Raw genomic sequence first — 19,342 nt, forward strand, 5'->3', positions numbered from 1 at the left:
GGTTTTTTCTTTATAATTGATTACTAATTTTTTCGATATTTTTTAGCATAATGGACACTGTGCCATCTGGATTATTAACAAATTCAATTAAATCGCCATTGCGGTAAACATCTAACGGAACAATTAATTCAATACCGTTATCCATTTTTAACTTCTGTTTGCCAAATTTCTTTTCAGAAATTTCGCGAGATTCTCTGACTGGCGGTGTTTTGTCGACAAACTTCGATTCATTCACTTCTTCTTGGTAAGCCAATTTAGCTGATACATTTTCTTTAAACACTTGCTCAGCAATCTGCTCATTGTCAATCGTCCCCGTTTCCTCAATGCTATCATACACCGCTTCTTTTACAGAAGCCATTAGTTCAAACTCATCTTCGTTAAATTTCTTTCCAATGCGTTTGACTGCTTTTTTAATTTCTTTGATATTTTCTTCCATGGAAGGTGCCGCTTGCGTCTCAATCACTTTTTCAGAGAAATACCAGATTTTTTCTCCTGAAAATTCATATCTTTTCTCTAGTAATTCAAACGCTAATGTATCTAAGTCAACTGTAATTCCTTCATCTGGTTTTTGTGATTTTGAAGACAAAATTGCTCGATTGATAATCAGTTTGTTATAAACGGATTCTTCTTCATAGTCGACGTAATGCGTGTAACTTTCTTTATAGTTTAATTTAATCATTGCGACATGTAACACCGTATCTAATTCATATAAAATGAACAAAATATCAGCACTAGGCGCATCTTCGCTTCCTGAATAAACATCATACCAATGTTGGGTAACTTCTTGGCTTTTCTTTACAAAATCACTAGGAATCCCACGTAACGTGTCAACAAAGGAACTATTTTCCGCCAATGTTCCAGTCTTTGTTTGTGCAGTCGAAAGTTTTGAAATTTTTGCAGTTAAATACGTTCGAATATACTCAGTCGTTAAATCTAGTTCCTTTTCAGAAAAAACCGGCGTCCCAGTTTCTCGATCAATAATGTGTAAAATTGCTTTTTTTAAATAAATATCCATTTTTACGCTCTCCTTTTCTCAACCTTTTTAGTCTAACTGAAAGAGAGAAAAAAGCCAATAGTTTCTATAAAAAGAAGAAGAATTCGTAGACAAATGTCTACGAATTCTTCTTAACTTCAAAAAGCGATTACCCTTCTTCGCTGTATAACATCCCTGTTGCTTCATCAACTGGATCGACTTTATTAAAGATGCCTTTCTTTCTGAAAATATAAGTTAAGCCCATTGGTACGATAATGGCAATCACCATTGCGCCTAAAAACGGCAAGTAATATTGTGGCACAATAGATAAAATTCCTGGCAAGCCACCGACGCCGATACTTGTCGCACGAACGCCCATTAAAGTGGCAAACATTCCGGCCATTGCTGAACCAATCATGCCCGCAACAAATGGATAAACATATTTTAAGTTGATCCCAAACATCGCTGGTTCAGTCACACCTAGGTAACAAGAAATCATTGCTGGAATCGAAACTTGTTCTTCTTTTTTGTTTCCACGATGCATAAAGATAACCGCTAAAACTGCTGAACCTTGTGCAATATTTGATAAAGCAATCATTGGCCATAAGTTGGTTGACTGAAAGTCAGCAATCAACTGTAAATCAATAGCATTACTCATATGATGCAACCCAGTGATAACTAATGGTGCGTACATAAAGCCAAAGACGGCGCCAAATAACCAATTAAATGTTGACGTTAATCCTGCATTCACAATATCAGAAACCCAACTACCAATCGTCCAACCGATTGGTCCTAAAATGACATGTGCAGCCAATACTGTCGGTACTAAAGCAAACAATGGGACAAAAATCATTGAAATTGCTTGAGGAATCACTTTTCTAAAGAAAATTTCAAGATAGGCAAGCAAGAAGCCGGCTAACATAGCTGGGATAACTTGCGCTTGATAACCAATCATGTTAACTTGAGCAAATCCAAAATCCCAGAAAGGAATTTCTGCTGCTTTAGTCGTCGCAACTGAATAAGCATTCAGAAGTTGTGGTGAGACTAATGTAATCCCTAGGACAATCCCCAAGATTTGTGTGGTTCCCATTTTCTTCGTAATACTCCACGTAATCCCAACTGGCAAGAAGTGGAAAATTGCTTCGCCGATTAACCATAAGAATGAATTGACTCCATTCCAAAATTGAGAAACTTCCACGATTGTTTGACCATCAAGAAAGCCAAATGGAACCCCTTCCAAAATATTGCGGAACCCTAAAATCAATCCCCCGATAACAAGTGCAGGAATCAATGGTGTAAAAATCTCAGCTAAAACAGAAACAACTCGTTGAACAGGACTCAAATTACTTTTGGCAGCTGCTTTCCCTTCTTCTTTTGAAACCCCTTCTAAACCGGAAATTGCAGAAAAATCATTATAAAATTGTGGGACTTCATTCCCAATAATTACTTGAAACTGTCCAGCATTTGTAAAGGTTCCTTTTACAGAAGGAATATCTTCAATCACAGGTACATCCGCTTTTTTTGGATCTTTTAATACAAAACGCATTCGAGTTGCACAATGAGAAACAGCTGAAATATTTTCTTTGCCTCCTACTGCTTTCAACAACTGTTGTGCATCGCTTTGAAACTTACCCATTTTACATTCTCCTCTCAAACTTGTATATACAATTAAGTTGTATATACATCATACTCGATTATTCTTTTTTTGGCAAGCGCTTTCTTTCAAAAAAATAATTTTATTTTTTTGCAAATCCCTTGTCTTTTCTTAAAGAGTCAAACAGAACGCTTTTTTAGCTGCTTCTTTATTGCTATACTACAGAGGGAAAAAACGAAAAGGAGTATGAAAAATGTTTTTTAAAGAAATTCATCATGTGGCAATCAATGCCTCAAATTATCAAGCAACTAAAAATTTTTATGTCGAAAAGTTGGGCTTTGAAGTTCTTCGCGAAAATCATCGTCCCGAAAAAAACGATATTAAATTAGATTTAAAATTAGGCAGCCAAGAATTGGAAATTTTTATTTCTGATCAATTTCCCGCTCGCCCCTCTTATCCTGAAGCTTTAGGATTACGTCATTTAGCTTTTAAAGTTGAACATATTGAAGAAGTGATTGCTTTTTTAAATGAGCAAGGAATTGAAACAGAACCGCTACGAGTAGATGATTTTACGGGTGAAAAAATGACCTTCTTTTTTGATCCAGATGGACTACCTTTAGAACTTCATGAATAATAAATAAAGGAGAGAAACAAAATGAAAGATACCTTTCGCTTAGAAAACCAGACGATTTATTTTGGTACAGAACGGGCAATTTCAGCCAGCCCTCAAACGATTTGGCGCTACCTGACTGAGACAGACAAGCTAAAACAATGGTTTCCAGAATTAGAAATTGGTGAATTAGGTGTTAACGGGTTTTGGCGGTTTATTCTGCCCGATTTTGAAGAAACAATGCCTTTCACTGATTATGCAGAGGAAAAATATCTGGGCGTGACTTGGGATACTGGTATCATCTATTTTGACTTAAAAGAACAAGCACCTCATCAGACCCTGTTAGTCTTTTCAGAATCTCTCCCAGAAAATTTTACAACACCTCGCCATAAAGATATCGCTGGTTGGTCAATTGTTCTCAATCGCTTGAAGCAAGTAGTTGAAACTCCTGATGCAGCACCAGAAAAAATAGATTTTCCGCAAATAGAAAATCATTACTTGGAAAAATTAACGAATTTAGAAAATTAAAAAGTGTGGCACAACGGGTAAATCACCCTCTGTGCCACACTTTTTAAAAACGTAAAATACGCTGATAAACAAATAAACCTAAATCAATTAAGCAAACAACAAAAATTGCCAATAATACAAAAGAGACCCGCAACTCTGCGGCGTACATCCCTCGTAAACTAATTGTTGCCAAACATAACCCAAAAATCGTTGCCATTGTCACTTGTAACACGGTTCCTGGTTTTAGGGCATAAACAAAAATGCCAATCAAACTAGAAACAATGAGGTGTGTCAGTGGCAATTGAAGCCAATTGACAACAAACAGACTAAGGAAACATCCTAAAAGAGTCCCCCAAAAACGTGTCTTAATACGCGTGTTCATTTCTGCTTTCACTGGATGCAAGAGTAGAAAAACATTCATCGGAATCCAAATTATTTTAATGCCTCCTACACTCCACATTAAAATAAAACTCAGCGTAATGGTGAAACTCATACGAATAGCTAAACGAAATCGTTGCACTCTTTCGTCAGGACTTTCTAAAAATTGTTTGAAACTTGTAATCCCAAAAAAAGTCTGTTGTAAGTCGTGCCAGAAATTAATAACCGTCAATTTTTGTTGCTTCATATTTAATTGAATGCTTTTAAAAAAGCGAACATGGCCTCTACTCTTTAAGCTGGTAAGCTGACTTAATCCCGTTTGCCACCAAGCGTTTAGTGTTAAAGCCAATAAAAAAAGACCAATTAAAAAGGCCACAACTTGAGATTGCATCAAAAATGTATTTCCTTTAACCTGGATTAACTGACAAAACGTAAACATCATCAAATAACTATGGTACCGCATCGGTGTCGCAGATGAATAAAATAAATAAACAATTAAAAATGTCACACTACTATTTAAAATAATAGACCAGCTAAAGGAACTACTAGCTATAAATGCTAAAAAACTGATCACAAATTGCCTGATACTCATTTTGAGCAGCGCTACAAACGAATAATCTTTTTTATAGTTAATTTTAAACATAATAGTAAATACAGGCACCATAATTAAATAGCTTGGGGAAAATAAAAAATCCAATGTATAAAAACTAACCAAAAAAAAGGCGATGACTGGGAAAATGGCCCAAACATACGCAAAAAATTGCTGACTTTTTGTACTAAAAAAATAAATAACAATCACTCCAATATCGATTCCTTATCCATTGTAACATGCTTGTCAATTCCCTCTTCAAATTGAATATACCAATTCGTTAAAAATAAATAAAAAAGCGAATAAATACGCTTTCATTTCTTGTTTTTTGTGCTATAATCAGCCTATATGATATATCATTTAAAACAAAGGAGCTACTTTCATGAATATTCAAGCGATTGATACGCGACACGGAACTGCCAACCAACATAGTTTTTCAAATGGAAATTGTCTACCCTATACTGGCGTGCCATTTGGGATGAATTTTTACGCCCCGCAAACAACTGACCAAAAAGGCAGCTGGTGGTTTCATCCAGAAGATCGAACATTTCAAGGCTATCGAGTAACGCATCAACCAAGTCCTTGGATGGGTGATTTTAGCCATTTATTAATGACCCCTGTCAGTGGTTCATTGTCGGAACTTTCTTTATTCCATGCCCAAAGTTCTTATCGTCCAGAAGAAAGCCTTTTTTCTCCTGTCGAAATTAACTTAACTCAATTACGCTATCAAATAACTTCTCAATTAATCCCAAGCATGTATGGTGGTATCTTAACCATTGATTATCAACAAAAAGATAATCACTTACTACTAACTCTGCCTGGACGTTATCAAGTAAAACAATTAGATGACCATCAAGTGGCTGTAAAAGTCATCAACTATTCTGGTTGTGAAGATCCAGATTTTAGTTTTTATTTTGTGCTTCATTTTGAACAGCCTTTAACCAAATGGTTTGCCCCTTCTTCAGGTGAAGATGGCAAAATCCTTCTTTCTTTTGGAAATATTGCTCAACAAGTTGTTCATTTTAGTAGTTCATTTATTTCTGAAAAACAAGCGCAGTTAAATTTAGCGCGAGAAATCTCTTTGCGTTCTACTGAGATGCTGCAACAAGGAATCGCAGATTGGCATAATTATTTCGATCGCCTTAAAGTAACGCATGAAAACCCTGAACATACTAAAACGTTTTATCATACACTGTATCGAACATTCCTATTTCCGCAAACCTTTTATGAATTGGACGAAAATCAGCAGCCGATTCATTATGATACGTTCTCGCAAACGGTTCGTCCTGGTGTACTATATACCAATAATGGCTTTTGGGATACTTATAAAACGGTCTACCCATTGTTCTCACTAATTGCTCAAGAAAAATACGAAGAGATGCTAGAAGGCTTTTTAAATAGTTACAACGAAACAGGTTTCTTGCCAAAATGGTTATCTCCAGATGAGCGTGGTTTAATGCCCGGCACCTTGATTGACGCTGTCATTGCTGATGCCGCCGTGAAAAAGATTCGTCCTGACTTGATGCCTCAGTTCCTAGAAGCGATGAAAAAAGGCGCTACACAACAAAGCGAACGAGAAAATTATGGACGTCAAGGAACTCTGGATTATCTAAAATATGGCTATGTTCCTTCAACCTATCATGAATCTGTAAATCATACCTTAGATTATGCGTACAGCGATTTCTGCATTTCACAAGTTGCAAAAACACTGAATGATTCAGAGACCGCAACGTTTTATCGTCAACAAGCCTTGAATTATCAACAACTTTTTAATCCTGAAACTGGCTTTATGCAAGCCAAGGATACTGAAGGCAATTTCCGTCCTGACTTTTTAGATATTCGTTGGGGCAAAGATTACGCCGAAGGAAGTGCTTGGCAATCAAGTTTTGCGGTTTATCAAGATTTTGCAGGTTTGATTAAGCTATATGGTAGCGAGTTAGCTTTCGAAAAAAAATTAATTCAGCTATGCAATCAAGCGCCTAACTTTAACGTTGAAGGCTATGGTTTTGAAATTCATGAAATGAGTGAAATGGCGGCAATTGATTTTGGTCAATTAGCCATCTCAAATCAACCAAGTTTCCATTATCCGTTTCTATTCAGCTACATCGGCAAACCAGAGATGGCTCAACCACTTTTAAAACAACTAATGCAAACATTTGATGCTTCACCAACTGGTTATCCAGGTGATGAAGACAATGGCAGCATGTCTGCTTGGTATATTTTTAATAGCTTAGGCTTTTATCCCGTCACACCAGGAGCTGGTGAATATGTAATCGGGATGCCTTTAGTCCAGACGGCGGAAGTAAAACTGTCAAATGGTAAACAATTAACCATTCAGACATCACCAAACAAAGTCCAACAACAATTTATTCATGAAATTCAGTTAAACCAAGAAAAACATACTGCGCCTTACTTTACTCATCAAGAACTATTAAACGGCGGGACTTTAGATTATCAATTAGGGATCGTCCCGAATCCACAAACCACAGCAGAACGACCGTTTTCATTAAGTACGGAAAAATAATAAAAAGAAAGATGTTCATAAAAATTGAACATCTTTCTTTTTATTCTTCGACACCTGCGTAATTTGATTGGTATTGCTCTCGAAATTCTTTTGGCGTAATTCCATTTAATTTTTTAAACATTTTTGAAAAATAGTTGGTATTGTTAAATCCTACTTTTTCTGAAATTTCGTTGATTGTATCATCCGTGTACAATAATAATTTCTGGGCATGTTTGGTACGCACTTGATTCAAATATTGAGAAAAACTTCGCTTGGTTTCTTTTTTGAAAATTTGGCCTAAATAACTAGGGTTCAAATGAAGCTCATCCGCCACCGTTTTTAAGTTTAATTCTTCTAAATAGCCTTGTTCAATTCTTTCTACAGCTTGGCTAACACTTTCTGAATATTTTTTTATTTTAGGTTTATTTTTCACTTCTGCCAAGACTTGCTGCATTAACGCATACAGTGTATTAAGATTGTTGCTAGCTCGAATTTCTTCCACGATTTTTTCATAGTTTTCTTCTAACACAGTTGGATACTGACGGGAGATATCTGAAAAAAGTAAGAAGACTACATAGCGTACATATTCTGGCGTAGCGTGTTGTTGACTTAACTGATTGAAAATGGCATCTAATTCCCGTTGAATGGTCTGCATATCCCCAATCATCAAGGCTTGGTTAAACGCTAGGAAAGTAAAATCTTCTGCCGAACGATTCATTTGTTCTTTTTGATTATTTGGCAGAAATTCTTGATAGAACGTTTCAATTGCTTGCAACTGTTTTACTTTCTCATAACTTTCATAAACCGTTTCCCATTCATTCACAGATTCCCCTACAAAAATCTGACCTTGACCAGCTAGAATCGCTTCAATTTCACGAATAAATAAGAACGCTTCTTGTCTGGCCCCTTTATAGATAAGTAACAATTGGTGGTACGTACTCATCCAACTTTCAATGAATAACAGTTGGCCTTTTTTCATAAATAGTTCCTTGATTGTTTCTAAAAATGGCATCTCAGCTTCAACCAATAAAACGGTAAAATCACCTGGTTTTATAGTCGCAAATTGCTGCATTAACTCTTCGTATTCCCCTTCGCTGATTTCATCATTAAGCCAACGCATCAAGCCATTTTCTAGATATAGACGCACGCGGGCATGGGATTTTTTTTGTTGGTCCAATTCTGTTTTAATTCTCTGGATATTGGCTAATAGTTCTTGCTTATTGACTGGTTTCAAAAGATAATCTTGGACCTGCAAAGCCATGCCTTTTTTGACGTAATCAAACTCTTGATAACCTGATAAAATTAAACTAATAAATTGATGTCCTTTTTTCTTTGCTTGCTCAATTAATTCGATCCCGCTCATTTCTGGCATCGTAATATCTGTTAATAAAACATCAATGGATTCTGTTTCTAAAAAAGCCAATGCTTCTTGCGCACTACGCGCTGTTTTAACAATTTCAAAGCCTAACTCTTGCCAAGGAATAATCCATTTTAAGCCTTCTAAAATCATATATTCATCATCAACAAACATCACTCGATACATCTTTTCACCCCTTATGCTACAAACGAAAGACGAATTGTCGTCCCTTCTCCTTCTTTCCCTTCAATGGTTAAACCATAACTCTCCCCAAAAAAGCGTTGTAAACGTTCATGAACATTTCTTAACCCAATGGATTGTTCCGTGTCTATTTCTGTTTGATTTAAACGTTCGCGAATTTCCTCTAACCGATTGGCGGTAATTCCTTTTCCATTATCCACAACAGCCACAATAATTTTTTCGCCTTCTCGGTAGGCGTGGACCTTGATAGCATTGTCTTGTCGTTGATAGTCAATTCCATGCACAAAATAATTTTCGACAAGCGGCTGAATGATAAACTTAGGAATTTCAACATCAGCAATTGCTTCTTCTATTTCGAACTTATAGGCAAATTGGTCGGGATAACGCATTTGATACAAATACACATATTTTTCGCAAAATGAGATTTCCTCTGCCAAGGTCGTGGTTTTTTCTTGGTTAATATTATTCCTAAGTAACGTTGAAAAAGCATAGACAACATCAGCTAGTTCTTCTTGTTGCCGACTCAAGGCATACATGCGAATATATTCCAACGTATTATAAAGAAAATGAGGATTAATTTGCGACTGTAATGCTCTCATGTGGGCATCGCGTTGCTTAATTTCTAAAGTATAAATATCGTGAATGTATTGATCTAAACTGTCTACCATAAAATTAATCGCAGAAGCAATATCATTCAATTCTTCCTGAACTTGATTCGTGTCAATTCGTTCTTTTAAATTGCCATCGCCAATGGCTCGTGTCGCTTCTAAAATTAATTGGACTTGTTGAGAATAGCGTTTAAACAGGCGGTTTAAGCCCACTAATAAAATAACAATCAAAAGTAACCCAATCCCTAAAATGGCCGCATAATTCATAAACAATTGTTGAAATAAGACTCGGCGGCTTGTTAATAAGAGAATGGTACTCCGGCCACTGCTTTCTATTTCCGTAATATCGTAGCGATTATGAAAAACCTGTTGAATGTCACTATCGGTGTGCATTCTTTTATCTAGTTGCCGCTCTTCTTCTTTGGTAAATTGTGCTTTTTCAGAAAAAATTTGATTTCCAGCACTATCATAGATAAACGCATTAATACCTGATTTTTTCAATAAGTCTGCTTGGTTGCCTAGCAACTCTTGACTTGAAAACACAGTGTACAACTCTCCCAGCGGTTGTCCTGTATAAGGATCGGAGATAATTCGCATTAGTTGAAAGCCATGTTTTTTAATTGATGACATATCCATTTTTTTCCCATTTGTAGCTGTGCGATTGGCGAACAAAACCTGATCAAATTCATCTAAGCGAATAATCACTTCTTCTAAGTCAGGAAAGGTGCTAAATAATGTACTTAAATTATTTCCAAAGTGGGTACTGACCCGATCTTCCGACCATTGGCTGTAAGTATAGTCAAAATACTCAGGAGGAGAAAGTTCCATATATTTTCGCATGTTTTCAATTTTACTTGCAGAGCCAGCTAATTCATTAATCATATTCGTCGCCGCATTATTTTTATTCGTTACATAGCTGTCAATTTGGGAAACGGCGTTATTTTTTTGTGAATCAATTGATAAGTTAATTGTATAAGTAACATAAACGCACAAAGCAGCCACCGTTAACAAAATAATACTTGTTAACAGTAGACTGTATTTTTGTACTAATCGATTTAATAAATATTTTTTTTTAAACAGTTTTTTGAAGATTCGCTTCATTTTGTTCCAACTTTCCATCAATAAACTGGCGATTTTTACGCGTGACATAGGCACACCACATCATAATTAAGGCAAACGAAGCAAATAGTAGCAGTCCTTTCATTTTCCAAGTTAAAGCAACGATACTAATTACACCGAATAAGACTTTAAAAAATACACCGAGGTTTAAAAAGATACTGATAAATGAAAGCTTCATTAAATCAATAGTTGAGATAAAATAGCTTCCTTCATATAGTAGCATATAAATGTAAAAAATAACGAGTATTAGGGAAACAAAAAATAAAATAAATGTAATAATTAACCACATTATTCCGGTAAATTGAACGGCTAAATAAATATTATAAAAAACAAATCCTAAAGTGAAGAGAAAAAGTAAAAAATAACAGTTACTTCTTTTAAAATGTGCTTTCCATGATTCAAATGCTCGTTTAACGGTAATTGCTTGATAATTCATACCCTCTTCCAAAATGAAATCAGTCATCATTTGGAGTGCTGGACCAACACCAAAAATAATCCCTCCAGCTAAACTAAATAAAACAAACAGTAAATTTAGTTTGATTACTGTCCAGGAAAGGTAAAACAACCGTTGAATCCCTGTACTTTCCATCTTCCTCTTCCTTTCTATTATGTAAAAGGCTGAGCCAAAAGCGCTCAGCTAATGCCTCAGCCTCCTGTGATTATTTTTGAGATTGGATATATTCGTCTAATTGTGTTTGCATTTCTTTTTGAACTTTATCCCAGCCAGCTGTTTTTAGGTCATCCATTAATTTTGGAAGTGTTTCTTCTGGATCAACAGTTCCTGTATTTAAGCTTGCTGCGTAACGGTTCATAACTGTAGCAACGTTAGTGATTTCAGTTTTCACTTTATCATTTACAAAAGTAAAACCAAGAATTGGTGAATCTTTTGCTTCTTCGATGCTCTTATCACGTTCTTTAACCATTTCTTCAGTGACAGATTCTTCTGGCCAAATGATTAAGTTGTTTCCTGTGTTCCAAGCACTCAAATGAGTTGTTGGTGTGTAATCTTTCAATAATTTCACGCGATCATCGCCAACTTTTTCATATTGTTTGCCTTCTTCACCATAAACAAGTCCGTTTAACAATTCTGGATTGCTGTTCAATAAACCTAACAATTCAACAGATTTTTCTTTGTTTTTAGACGTGTTTGCAACAACATAGTTAGCCATTTGCGCTTGAGCTGTTGTTTTTAATGGTTCTGTTAGTGGACGAGAAACAAGTGGTTTGCCAGCAGCTTGTGTTAAGATTGTATCACCATAATCCATAGGTCCTTGTGTTTCTTGACGCATGAACCAAGTATTGGTATTTAAGTCATATGGTGTTGTACTTGTAGCAGCATCTGTTGGAATCAAGCCATCTTTATACCATTGATGTAAGACTTTTAAGTTATTAATCATGTCTTTGTCGGCATATTGGTTAATAATTTTTGGTGAGCCAGTATCAGTTGTTTTTACTGCAAATGGATATTGGTTACCAATAGGGAAGTCATAATTACCTGTTGCAAAGAATGTTTGACCGATAGCAAAAGCAGCAATATTTGGTTCTTTTTTATGGAATTCTTTTAGAACTTCCGTTGCACTTTCATAACTACCATCGACTTTACTAATATCTAAATTGTATTTATCGACATATTCTTTATTAAAAGTTAAAACTTGTTGACCGTAAGAGTTACCTAAAATTGGGAACGCATACAGTTTTCCATTGATCGTATTTCCTTTAATATAGTTATCTGGTAATTGATCATAGGCTTCTTTGGCATATTTAGGTGCTAAATCAGTTAAATCAGCATAGGCGCCTTTTTGTGCATTCGTTGCATAATTTTGTGCTAATGAAATATCATAGCTTTCACCAGAAGCAACGATTGTTGACATTTTTTGGTCCCAATCGCCCCAACCAACAAATTCCATTTTTAATTTTGCCCCAATTTTTTTCTCGATAATTTTATTCGCATTATCGATTAATTGGTCATAATTATCTGGTTTGTCCCCAACACGATACATTAATAACGTTGGTGTACTATCATCACCTTTTGACGCTGCATCTTTTGAAGATTTACCGCACGCGCTTAGTCCTACAGCTAAAGCTGCTGCGCCAGCTACGGCTAATCCTTTTTGCCATTTTTTCATTCCTTATTTCCTCCTGTACAATTTTATTCTTTCACGCCGCCGATTGTTAAACCACCCACGAAATATTTTTGGAAGAATGGGTAAGTTAACGCAATTGGTAACGTAGATAAGACAACAATCGCCATTCGAGCCGATTCACTTGGTAGAACGCCTAAGCCTTCTTGTGCTGCTGCACCCATATCCGTACTTCTTGATAAGAACTCTAAGTTGTTTTGAATTTTCATCAATAAATACTGTAATGGTACCAAGGTATCTTTTTGAATGTAAAGTAACGCATTGAACCAATCGTTCCAATAACCCAAAGCCGCAAACAAACTAATTGTGGCAATCCCTGGAACGGCTAGTGGTAACACAATGCTGACAAAAATGCGCATTTCACTTGCGCCATCAATACGTGCCGATTCAATAATACTGTCAGGCACGGTTTTCTTGAAAAACGTTCGCATCACTAAAATATTAAATGGTCCTAAAGCTAAAGGCAAAATTAACGCCCAAATTGTATCTTTCAATTGCAATAAGTTTGTCATTACTAAATAGTTCGCAACCATCCCTGGTGAAAATAACATTGTAATTAACGCAAACAATGTAAAGAATTTTTTAAATGGAAAGTTGGAACGAGAAATGACATAGGCATATAATGACGTCATTGTTGCATTGACAATCGTCCCTGTCACCGTAATGAAGACCGTTACCCCTAAGGCATGAATAATGCGTTGACTCATTGCCCCTTGGAAAATGTAACGATAGGCCTCCAATGAAAATTCTTTTGGCCAAAACCGGTAGCCGTTTGCTGCTAATGATCCTTCACTTGTCAATGAAATCATAATAACAAAGAAAAACGGAACCACACAGGAAATAGCAAAAATAGCAATGACAATATTGAAAATCAAATTCGCTGTCGGGTTGAAGGATCGAACGTTAACGCTAGTGACTTTTTTCTTTTTCATAATCCTTCCTCCTAAAATAGTGCTGAATCTGGTTCAATTCGACGAACAACTAAATTCGCAATTAATAACAAACATGCCCCAACGACAGATTGATATAACGCTGCAGCTGCCGTCATGCCTACATCACCAGTAGCCGTTAAGCCATTGTAAATATAGGTATCTAACACACTTGTCACGTTGTAAAGCGCACCTGAGTTTCTTGGTACGATGTAGAACAAACCAAAGTCTGCTCTGAAGATACCGCCGATGTTTAAAATTAATAAAACAGACATCATTGGTAAAATTTGTGGAATCGTAACATTTTTTATTTGTTGCCATTTGTTGGCACCATCTACCATCGCTGCTTCATAGTATGTCGGATCAATCCCCATCACAGAAGCATAGTAGATAATACTGTTGTAGCCTAGACTCTTCCAAACATTTAGGAAGACAAAAATTACTGGCCACCAACGTGGATCTGCATACCAGTTAATCATTGTGCCGCCATTACCAGTAATCCATTGATTCAAAATCCCTTTATCTGGACTTAAAAAGGCATAAACAAAATAGTTAATAACCATCCAAGATAAAAAATATGGTAGCAATGACATCGTGTGATAAACTTTAACTAAGCGACGATTTCTTAATTCACTCATAATAATAGCAAAAGCAATCGCGAAGAATAAGTTAAAGGCTAAAAAGACGACATTGTACAAAATGGTGTTTCTAGTAATTAACCAAGCATCTTTTGATGCAAATAAAAATTTAAAGTTTTCAAAACCAACCCAAGGACTTTCTCTTAGACTAGCTAAGAAACCATCTGGTGAAATATGAAAATCTTTAAATGCGACCACATTGGCTAAGACTGGTATATAGAAGAAAAATATAAACCAGATAAATCCTGGTAACGCCATAAGGATTAAGGCCTTATAACGCCATACATTTTGAAAAAACCCGTTTTTCTTCTTCATTCGTTTCGCTCCTTTCATAAATATAATAGCGTTTTCATAATATCTTTTTAAGGAACAAATTATAGGATTTGAGAAACAAATTATAGATTTTGTGTCATTTTAAGGTAAAAATTTACCGAAATGACTGTTCTTTGTGAAAACGTTTATCTGATATTTTTTTTACAACTGTTTAAGAACCTTAAAAACAATTGGCTAAACCTCACTCATAAAGCGATTTTGCTAGCGTGTATTTGTTTTATAAAATATGAGAACTTGATAGTTTCACAGAGGATATCCTCTAATTATTTTTGAGGAGGACTATTTTTGAATTTTATCCGTAAAAAACACTAGAGCAATTCGTTTAATTGTAGTTTATTTTTTTGCAGTTTTAATGCAAGCTGGTTCTTTATTATTACTAGCTATTTCACTACTATTTTTCTATTTGCCTTTATGCACACACAATATGTTGGATTTCTTGTTATAAATCAAAAAGAGTTGACGACATAGGTCATTTTGACTTATGTCGTCAACTCTTAAATTTTCAGCTAATTAGTCGTTCTAAAACAATCGATTTTGTTTACTCCTCTTTTTCTTTGTTTCTCTTTATAACATAGAGAATTAATACAATTAAGATCAGTCCTACACCCAGATACGCAAATATTTTTTGGACTTTTTCTCCTGTTTTTGGTAAATAGGATGATTTAGACGTTTCTTTCTTGTTTATGGCAATTTCATTTTTACTATTTTTTGTAGGTTTGTTCTGGTCTGTAACAACTTTTTTTGTTTCCTTTTTATTTTTCGCTGGTTCTTCAGGCGTAATGGGCACTTCTGGTTCTTCTGGTGGATTGATGCCATCATCTACTTTGGCTTTGTTGAGAATTGTTTCGCCCGCTTTCGCTTCTTCGTTAACGATCACTTTGAAACGAATACTCCGCTCTTTTGTATCAGTGATACTTGGGTATTCCGCTGTGATTGTGCCGTTAGCTTCTTTCAAGCTGGTTGGCTTTGGTTCATCACCGACACTTGTTAGGCTATCTTTGACATACGTCAGTCCTTTTGGTAGTTGGTCTGTAATAACTACTTTGTTTAGGACACCATTTTCGATGGTGTTGCGGAAGCTAATTGTGTACTCGATAGTTTCGCCTAGTTTTGGTTTGGCGTTATTAACGGTTTTTGTTGCGGCTAGTTTGCCTGCGTTCGTTTCTGGTACCACAGGCACCTCTGGTTCTTCGGGCGGATTAACTGTGTCATCTACTTTGGCTTTGTTGAGAATTGTTTCGCCCGCTTTGGCTTCTTCGTTAACAATCACTTTGAAACGAATACTCCGCTCTTTTGTATCGGTGATACTTGGGTATTCCGCTGTGATTGTGCCATTGGCTTCTGTCAAGCTGGTTGGTTTTGGTTCATCACCGACACTTGTTAGGCTATCTTTGACATACGTCAGTCCTTTGGGTAGTTGGTCTGTGATAACTACTTTGTTTAAGACGCCATTTTCGATGGTATTGCGGAAACTGATTGTGTATTCGATCGCTTCCCCTAGTTTTGGTTTAGCGTTATTAACAGTTTTTGTTGCGGTTAATTTGCCTTCTTTTACTTGAGGTGTGATTGGTTCTTCGGGTGTAATGGGTACCTCTGGTTCTTCGGGCGGATTAACTGTGTCATCTACTTTGGCTCTGTTGAGAATTGTTTCGCCCGCCTTGGCTTCTTCGTTAACGATCACTTTGAAACGAATAATCCGCTCTTTTGTATCAGTGATACTTGGGTATTCCGCCGTGATTATGCCGTTGGTTTATTTCAAGCTGGTTGGTTTTGGTTCATCACCAACACTTGTTAGGCTATCTTTGACATATGTCAGTCCTTTTGGTAGTTGGTCTGTGATAACCACTTTGTTTAAGACGCCATTTTCGACAGTGTTGCGGAAGCTAATGGTGTACTCGATAGTTTCGCCTAGTTTTGGTTTAGCGTTATTAACGGTTTTTGTTGCGGCTAGTTTGCCTGCGTTCGTTTCTGGTACCACAGGCACCTCTGGTTCTTCTGGTGGATTAACTGTGTCATCTACTTTGGCTTTGTTGAGAATTGTTTCGCCCGCTTTGGCTTCTTCGTTAACGATCACTTTGAAACGAATAATCCGCTCTTTTGTATCAGTGATACTTGGGTATTCCGCCGTGATTATGCCGTTGGTTTCTTTCAAGCTGGTTGGTTTTGGTTCATCACCAACACTTGTTAGGCTATCTTTGACATATGTCAGTCCTTTTGGTAGTTGGTCTGTGATAACCACTTTGTTTAAGACGCCATTTTCGACAGTGTTGCGGAAGCTAATGGTGTACTCGATAGTTTCGCCTAGTTTTGGTTTAGCGTTATTAACGGTTTTTGTTGCGGTTAGTTTGCCAGTTACTTGTTCGTCTGCAATTTTCGCTTCTACTATATTAGAAGTTTCGTTGACTTTTGCAGATGTTAAAATATCTACTGCCTCAACGGTTGCGCTATTAGGCACTAATTCATTTGCTTTTGCTCGTTCATTTATCCGCGCTTTAAATTCGTAAATTGTTTCAGCTGTATCAGCTTTGTAGCTACCTCCTTGTGTAGCAGTTGCACCATTGCCGACACGGACTATAATTTGTTTATTGGTTTCATCATATTCAGCTTGATCATCGCCTGAAGCATCCGTTTTTTCACCAGAATTTGGTCCACTAATAATTTTTAAAGAGCCTGGCAAATAATTTAAGCGACCATCTAGTGCATCCTTCGAGACTGAATTTATCGCTTCTGAATCAGCTTTTGTATTTTTTAGTGAGACACGATACGTGATTGTTTCACCAACTTTGTAAGTTTCTTTTGGTTCCACAATTTCTTTCTTAATTTCAAATTCAGGCGTTTCTGCGTTTACAGCAAAACCAATCGCATTCGTAGAATAATCGTCACCACTACTTGTTGTTCTAAAATTAATTTGGTTTTGTCCAGCATTTAAAACACCTTCGGGAATTGCCATACGATCGATATCAATATCTAAAAAATTAGGATGATCCGGCGCAAATTTTCCTGGATACTTATCTACCATATGTTCATCGTTATCTGTCACAGTTGCGTTCATAGCATTATTAACTGGATTGAGCGTGTTCGAAATATTTACCCAAGTTCCTGCGCTATTTTTAATTTGTGCGTTGTCTCCAGTCCAGTATTTATCTCCTTGAACAGTAAACCAGGTCACAATTGGATCAAGATTTCCTTGTTTTGCTGTTAAAAAGTTGCTCATAGTAAATTCATTATTGGTTCCAGCAGCATTACCACGTGCTCCATAGTAAATACTAAAAGCTCTTGACTTACTTGCCTGATCCTTTGTAACAACAAACAAACTCCAACCACTAAAGTTATAATATTGATATTGACCATTTAAACTACTTGTCATAGGAATATCTGCCAACGTATAACTCCCTGTCGCACTTTTATCCCCTTGTAAAATTGAAGTTACATCTGCATAATTAGAAAATCCAGTGTTATTGTACCCGAAACGTTGTCCTGGGTTTGTTGCATCTTGATCGATACGATGGTACCTTTGGGGCGAAACACGCTGTACGGTTCCATTTGGTGTAGTAAATTGAACTGGTGCACTAATTTCTTCATCAGAAAGATTTGTTCCGTAAGCAGGGCCTTTATATCTAGATGCACTCCAAAATAAGCCCGCCCAAGCAATCTCTTTTGCACCATTTAAATCAATATAAGCCCGACTAGAGTTATACGTATTTGGATCATTGTCAACATCTGCAAATTCTAAAGGAAAATTGTTAATTGCATAACCACTACTTGCTCCTCGTGTGTTTAAAAATGTTTGTGCAGCCGCCGTATTTTCATTCGCAATTTTTAAGTTGGTATTTCCCGTTGAAAAAAGTTCTCCTTTATGAACGCTTTGATAAATCGGCGTATTAAACCCCCGACCAGGTGTTGGTGGCACTAACGGACCAGTAGGTTGCGCCTTTAATGGAGGTTGCTCAGGACTTTCGGTAGCCTGCGTTAGTGCTGTCTCTTGAATACTTTCTGTCGCCTTTCCTGCTTCAGGCTTTGTTTCGTTACTAGTAGTTGCGGTCATTTCATTTGTAGAAGAGACTGTTTCGTTTGCCTGATTTTCTACTTTTGTTTCTGAAGTTTCCTGTTTTTCTTTCGAAACCGACTCTTTATCTGCTAGCATATCTTTACTAGGTAAATCAATTACTAGTGTTCCTTTTTCATTATCTTCTATTAGTACGCTGACCAATAACTTGCTCGACGCTTTTGTAGTTATTTGCCCATTTATGGTAATCTTTCTTGTCGAATTTGGTTGAAGGTTAAGCAGTTTAATATCGGTTGTTTGATCTTTCTCATTTGTTTCAACCTTTGCTTGTTCTTCTAAAGACGTAGGTCCTCGCTCTTCACTTAAAGTATCTAAAACAAATTTGATTGGACTATCATTGGTATTTTTTTGTTTTAAAATGAGATCTTTGATCGGTACATCTCGTGTATTTGTTACTTCGTAAGTGACCGTTTTAATATCTTCTTGAGACGATGTATCTTCTATTTTCCCTATTACTTTGAGCCCGTCTTTTTCAACAGTCTTCTCAGCATCACTTGTTACTTCTTGAGCAAACGCGTTCATCATTGGTAACAAATTTAAAATAAACAGCATGGTAATCATAAGGTAACTCACAAAATTTTTAACTGCTTTATTCATTTACATTCTCCTTCGTTCTTTTCATTTACTTAAACAAATCATCTTCAAACAACTTTTACAATTACTAATTGTTTCTCAACATCCACCTCCATAAAATACTTTTCAACCTTCAATTCTTTCTTTATTTAGCTACAACAACTTTTTTTAACGTACGATTTTCCGTTTCTCCTTATAATCAAAAAGTAACACATTATATTAG

Annotated in this window: 12 protein-coding genes and 1 pseudogene; 3 read left to right on the forward strand and 10 right to left on the reverse strand. The window is 36.3% G+C overall.

What is annotated here, in order from left to right; translation table 11 throughout:
- Positions 1-10: 10 nt before the first annotated feature.
- Entirely contained in the window at positions 11-1,015 is a 1,005-nt protein-coding gene (locus IGL36_RS09065; protein ID WP_002356866.1) for a nucleoid-associated protein, read from the reverse strand.
- 127 nt (positions 1,016-1,142) lie between these two features.
- On the reverse strand, positions 1,143-2,609 hold the full coding sequence (gene treP / locus IGL36_RS09070; protein ID WP_002383776.1) for a PTS system trehalose-specific EIIBC component: 1,467 nt from the start codon (positions 2,607-2,609) through the stop codon (positions 1,143-1,145).
- Positions 2,610-2,820: 211 nt separating this feature from the next.
- Here treP and gloA2 point away from each other — a divergent pair, with 211 nt between their 5' ends.
- Together gloA2 and IGL36_RS09080 are read left to right on the forward strand one after the other, a co-directional pair.
- Positions 2,821-3,201 (forward strand): SMU1112c/YaeR family gloxylase I-like metalloprotein, encoded by a 381-nt coding sequence (gene gloA2 / locus IGL36_RS09075; protein ID WP_002356864.1) that lies wholly within the window; start codon positions 2,821-2,823, stop codon positions 3,199-3,201.
- 21 nt (positions 3,202-3,222) lie between these two features.
- Positions 3,223-3,705 (forward strand): SRPBCC family protein, encoded by a 483-nt coding sequence (locus tag IGL36_RS09080; protein ID WP_002356863.1) that lies wholly within the window; start codon positions 3,223-3,225, stop codon positions 3,703-3,705.
- Positions 3,706-3,748: 43 nt separating this feature from the next.
- Here the strand turns inward: IGL36_RS09080 and IGL36_RS09085 are convergent, their stop codons facing one another.
- The gene (locus IGL36_RS09085; protein WP_002364392.1) at positions 3,749-4,861 is read right to left on the reverse strand and encodes an FUSC family protein; all 1,113 of its coding nucleotides are present in this window, start codon (positions 4,859-4,861) and stop codon (positions 3,749-3,751) included.
- Positions 4,862-5,033: 172 nt separating this feature from the next.
- Between IGL36_RS09085 and IGL36_RS09090 the strand changes: the two genes are divergently transcribed.
- Positions 5,034-7,175, forward strand: coding sequence for a GH92 family glycosyl hydrolase (locus tag IGL36_RS09090; RefSeq protein ID WP_002364393.1), 2,142 nt, complete (start codon positions 5,034-5,036; stop codon positions 7,173-7,175).
- Between the two features lie 40 nt (positions 7,176-7,215).
- On the opposite strand, the gene IGL36_RS09095 is transcribed toward IGL36_RS09090, so the two are convergent.
- From IGL36_RS09095 to IGL36_RS09125, 7 genes and pseudogenes are all read right to left on the reverse strand, one after another.
- On the reverse strand, positions 7,216-8,697 hold the full coding sequence (locus IGL36_RS09095; protein ID WP_002359882.1) for a response regulator transcription factor: 1,482 nt from the start codon (positions 8,695-8,697) through the stop codon (positions 7,216-7,218).
- An 11-nt stretch (positions 8,698-8,708) separates the two neighbouring features.
- Positions 8,709-10,439 (reverse strand): sensor histidine kinase, encoded by a 1,731-nt coding sequence (locus tag IGL36_RS09100; protein WP_002398203.1) that lies wholly within the window; start codon positions 10,437-10,439, stop codon positions 8,709-8,711.
- Complete coding sequence (locus IGL36_RS09105; RefSeq protein ID WP_002362905.1) at positions 10,393-11,028, reverse strand: YesL family protein; 636 nt, start codon at positions 11,026-11,028, stop codon at positions 10,393-10,395. Before IGL36_RS09105 ends, IGL36_RS09100 begins: the two co-directional genes overlap by 47 nt.
- 70 nt (positions 11,029-11,098) lie before the next feature.
- Positions 11,099-12,565, reverse strand: a complete 1,467-nt coding sequence (locus IGL36_RS09110; protein WP_002370392.1) for an ABC transporter substrate-binding protein — start codon at positions 12,563-12,565, stop codon at positions 11,099-11,101.
- 23 nt (positions 12,566-12,588) lie between these two features.
- Positions 12,589-13,512 (reverse strand): carbohydrate ABC transporter permease, encoded by a 924-nt coding sequence (locus IGL36_RS09115; RefSeq protein WP_002359877.1) that lies wholly within the window; start codon positions 13,510-13,512, stop codon positions 12,589-12,591.
- Positions 13,513-13,523: 11 nt separating this feature from the next.
- Positions 13,524-14,480 carry an ABC transporter permease gene (locus IGL36_RS09120; RefSeq protein WP_002356852.1) on the reverse strand — a complete coding sequence of 319 codons (957 nt, stop codon included), beginning with the start codon at positions 14,478-14,480 and terminating at the stop codon, positions 13,524-13,526.
- 538 nt (positions 14,481-15,018) lie between these two features.
- Positions 15,019-19,143, reverse strand: a pseudogene (locus IGL36_RS09125) (isopeptide-forming domain-containing fimbrial protein).
- Between the last annotated feature and the right edge of the window lie 199 nt (positions 19,144-19,342).

It is taken from the genome of Enterococcus sp. AZ011, assembly GCF_050548355.1.
Taxonomy (GTDB): Bacteria; Bacillota; Bacilli; order Lactobacillales; family Enterococcaceae; genus Enterococcus; species Enterococcus faecalis.

Bases quoted from the DNA above. Each gene is read 5' to 3' on its own strand.
- IGL36_RS09065 (WP_002356866.1), bottom strand. From the start codon at position 1,015: ATGGATATTTATTTAAAAAAAGCAATTTTACACATTATTGATCGAGAA.
- treP (WP_002383776.1), bottom strand. From the start codon at position 2,609: ATGGGTAAGTTTCAAAGCGATGCACAACAGTTGTTGAAAGCAGTAGGA.
- gloA2 (WP_002356864.1), top strand. From the start codon at position 2,821: ATGTTTTTTAAAGAAATTCATCATGTGGCAATCAATGCCTCAAATTAT.
- IGL36_RS09080 (WP_002356863.1), top strand. From the start codon at position 3,223: ATGAAAGATACCTTTCGCTTAGAAAACCAGACGATTTATTTTGGTACA.
- IGL36_RS09090 (WP_002364393.1), top strand. From the start codon at position 5,034: ATGAATATTCAAGCGATTGATACGCGACACGGAACTGCCAACCAACAT.
- IGL36_RS09095 (WP_002359882.1), bottom strand. From the start codon at position 8,697: ATGTATCGAGTGATGTTTGTTGATGATGAATATATGATTTTAGAAGGC.
- IGL36_RS09100 (WP_002398203.1), bottom strand. From the start codon at position 10,439: ATGGAAAGTTGGAACAAAATGAAGCGAATCTTCAAAAAACTGTTTAAA.
- IGL36_RS09105 (WP_002362905.1), bottom strand. From the start codon at position 11,028: ATGGAAAGTACAGGGATTCAACGGTTGTTTTACCTTTCCTGGACAGTA.
- IGL36_RS09110 (WP_002370392.1), bottom strand. From the start codon at position 12,565: ATGAAAAAATGGCAAAAAGGATTAGCCGTAGCTGGCGCAGCAGCTTTA.
- IGL36_RS09115 (WP_002359877.1), bottom strand. From the start codon at position 13,512: ATGAAAAAGAAAAAAGTCACTAGCGTTAACGTTCGATCCTTCAACCCG.
- IGL36_RS09120 (WP_002356852.1), bottom strand. From the start codon at position 14,480: ATGAAAGGAGCGAAACGAATGAAGAAGAAAAACGGGTTTTTTCAAAAT.